2 protein-coding genes are annotated in these 3,305 nt (G+C 58.4%); both read left to right on the top strand.

The genetic code is table 11. The features are described from left to right. Nucleotides 1–1,842: sigma 54-interacting transcriptional regulator (locus tag V6C07_RS05410; RefSeq protein WP_333535341.1), on the top strand; the 1,842-nt coding region annotated here is incomplete at its 5' end. Between the two features lie 524 nt (nucleotides 1,843–2,366). Then, on the top strand, nucleotides 2,367–3,305 hold a 939-nt coding region (locus tag V6C07_RS05405; protein WP_442886206.1), incomplete at its 3' end, for a sodium:solute symporter family protein.

Genomic DNA, 3,305 nt, shown 5'->3' with positions numbered 1-3,305 from the left:
AACCGCCTGCCCAGTGCCGGGTGCGGCATAAAACATCCGGCCCAACGCTCCACACGCCCGGCCAGGCCGGGAAAGCGCCGCTCAAGCCGAGCCGGTCATCAAACCCAGAGACATTCCATGCCCGCACTGCCCGAAGAAAGTATGCTTGTCGAACAAGTCATGCACGACAATCCCGAAACCCTGACGCCAGGGCATCTGCTCAAGGACGCCCTGCCCGTTTATGAGCGCCACGGGGTCAACTGCGTGCCTATTCTGGACGAAAACAAGAAAGTGCGCGGCATTCTGACCATATTTCGCCTCGTGCAGGCCATACGCGCGGGCAAGTCTTTTGAAACGCCCATCAGCGAAGTCATGGACGTGGATCTTGTGAGCATACGCAACGACGCCACATTCGGCATGGCATGCAGCATGCCCATCGACAGGATGCTGGTGCTGGACCACGACGACAGGCTCGTGGGCGTGCTCACCAAGAAAGAGCTTATCCATAAAATTTACAAGGCCTTCTGCAGCGCCGACTGCCATAACCGGGAACTGAGCGCGGTCATAAACTGCGCCACGGACGGCATCATCATTTTTGATACCAACGGCAACGCCCTGTATACCAACGACAAAATCCGCTTTCTCCTGCCGGATTGCGACAGCATAAACCGGCCCGCCAGTCCTGCCATGAAGGCCGTGGCCGATCTGCTCAAAAAAACCCTGCATTCGCGTAAAAGCGCCGGAACCTTGCTGGAGGACTGCAACGGCAAGCAGGTGATTTTTTCTGCCACGCCCATTTTTGATGCAGATCAGCGCCTCTTCCGCTGCGTTTTGTCCGCTCAGGACATGACGGAAGTCACCCGCCTTCAGGAAGAGGCCGAAAACAGTCGCCGCAAGCTGGCGGCCTTTCAGGAAGCCAGCCTCAAGGGAACAAAAACCATCGCCCACAACCCCGCCATGCTGCGCCTGCTGGACGAGGCCGCGCGCCTTGGCGGCGTGGACTCCACCGTGCTCATCACCGGCGAAACAGGCGCGGGCAAAGAGGTTGTGGCCATGCACATCCACAACCACAGCAAACGCCGCAACGGCCCGCTGGTGCAGATAAACTGCGGAACCATCCCCCAGCATCTGCAGGAGGCGGAGCTCTTCGGCTATGAAAAAGGCAGCTTCACCGGAGCCAACGCCAGCCGGACGGGCATGCTGGAAGTGGCCCACGAAGGCACACTCATGCTGGACGAAGTGGGCGAAATGGACCTGACCCTTCAGGTCAAGCTGCTGCGCGCCCTTCAGGAAGGCGTCATCTACCGCATCGGCGGGCGCAAGCCCGTCAGGCTGGATGTGCGCATCATTGCCATGACCAACAGAAACCTGCTCAAGATGGTGCGCGAAAACACCTTTCGCGAGGACCTCTATTACCGCCTCAACGTCATTCCCCTTGCCGTACCGCCCCTGCGTGAAAGGCGCGAGGACATCCTGCCCCTGGCCCAGCACTTCCTTTCCTGCTTCAGCAAAAAATATTCCTGCGCCTGCGGCCTCAGCCCGGCGGAAGAAGAAATGCTGCAAGCCTATTCCTGGCCCGGCAACGTGCGCGAACTTGCCAACTTTATGGAACGGCTGACCATCGCCAGCCTGTCGTCGGGCAACCGCGCCCCGGTGTGGGAAAGCATTGTCCGGCCCAACGGCTCCGTAGCGCCGCCCGTCAACGCCCCCATGCGGGAACAGATGCGGCACTTTGAAAAGCAGTGCCTTGAAAACGCCCTGCGCAATACGGTGAGCATACGGGCGGCAGCCAGGGCGCTGGGAATCTCGCACGCCACCCTTTTGCGCAAGATGCGGGAACACGACCTGGTGGTTCAGAATTAAACCACTCTGAAAAACAAATCCGCGCCTTCATACCCCCCTTCTGCGCCATATCCGCTTCAGAATGCCCGCAGGTTGCGAAAAAGAACCTGCGGTTCATTTATGAACCACATGGTTCGATAACGAACCACAGCTTCCAGACCAGACATTTTGGCCTCTAAAACACGATATACATATATTTCATCGTGTTACTCAACCGCACAAGCTGGGGCCTTTTCAGGCCCACCCGCCAGCACGACCTTTCACTATCCTCATAACATTCTGTTTTTATTATAAAAACTTTTTGGAACAATGTTTGCTATAGCGTGAATGTCTTTCGGCCCAGCCGAAAACGCATAGCAATACGTTTCTCTGCCGCCGGCGGCAGAGAAACTGGGATCGAGAGAGGATGCGGGGTCGGCAGCCCGACCTGTCGGTAACCCGCAGGCCGTACGGGACACCTGGATGAAACGGCCGTTCCGTTAACCATTTTGGGGGCGCGCCCGCCTGTGGCGGCGCAAAATTTCAGGAAGCATGAGGAGCAATCTATGACTTCTTCGGCCATTTGGATGTTCGGCCTGGCCCTGGCCTATACGCTTCTGCTCATTGTCATGAGCCAGATAGCCAAGAAAAAGGCTCAGGCGGGCGAAGATTTCTTTGTGGGGGGGCGCAAGTTCAGCCGCTGGACCGTCGCCTTCTGCATTACCGGCCTGTTTTCAGGCTCCACCTATATCGCCATTCTTGAACTGTCCTACCTCACGGGCATTTCAGCCCTGTGGTACGGCGTAGCGGAACTTACCCACGTGCTTATCATTGCGCTGGTACTCATCGGACCGTTCCGCAAGCGCATGATGGTGACCATCTCCGGCCTTATCGGCGACAAGTACGGCAGGGCCGCCAAGGGCATTGCCGGGGGCATCACGGCCATTACCTTTCCCATGTGGTCTGTTGCCACGGCCCTGGCCTTCGCTTCATGCATCAACGCCATCACCGGCATGGACATGCTGCTTTCCGTGGTTATCACGGCGGCACTCATGTATGTCTTCCTGAGCGCGGGCGGCATGTGGTCAGTAGCCATGACGCAGACCGCCAACTTCTTTGTTTTCATGATCATGTTTGCCGTGGCTATTTACGCCATCGCAATCAACCCCGGTTTTGACGCCGTAGCCGCCCTGCTGACCACCGACGCCAAGTACGGCGACCTCACCAGCGTGGGCCTGCAGACCATTCTGGCGTGGTTCGGCACGTTTCTGATCAACGTGCTTCTGGCCCAGGCCGCCTTCCAGATGGCCCTCTCGTGCAAGACCGCCGACGAAGGCCGCAAGGGCCTGCTCATCGCCGGCGGTTTCAACGTCATCTTCATCGCCATGGGCGTACTTGTGGGCGCTGCCGCGGCCATTGTCACCCCCGGCAACGCCCGCGGCCTTATGGCCGTACCCATCTACCTGATGGAAACGCTGCCAGGCCCCATGGTGGGCCTGTTCACC

The organism is Desulfovibrio sp. 1214_IL3152, from assembly GCF_036763055.1.
Lineage (GTDB): Bacteria > Desulfobacterota > Desulfovibrionia > Desulfovibrionales > Desulfovibrionaceae > Desulfovibrio.
This window is presented reverse-complemented; position numbering and strand designations above follow the sequence as displayed.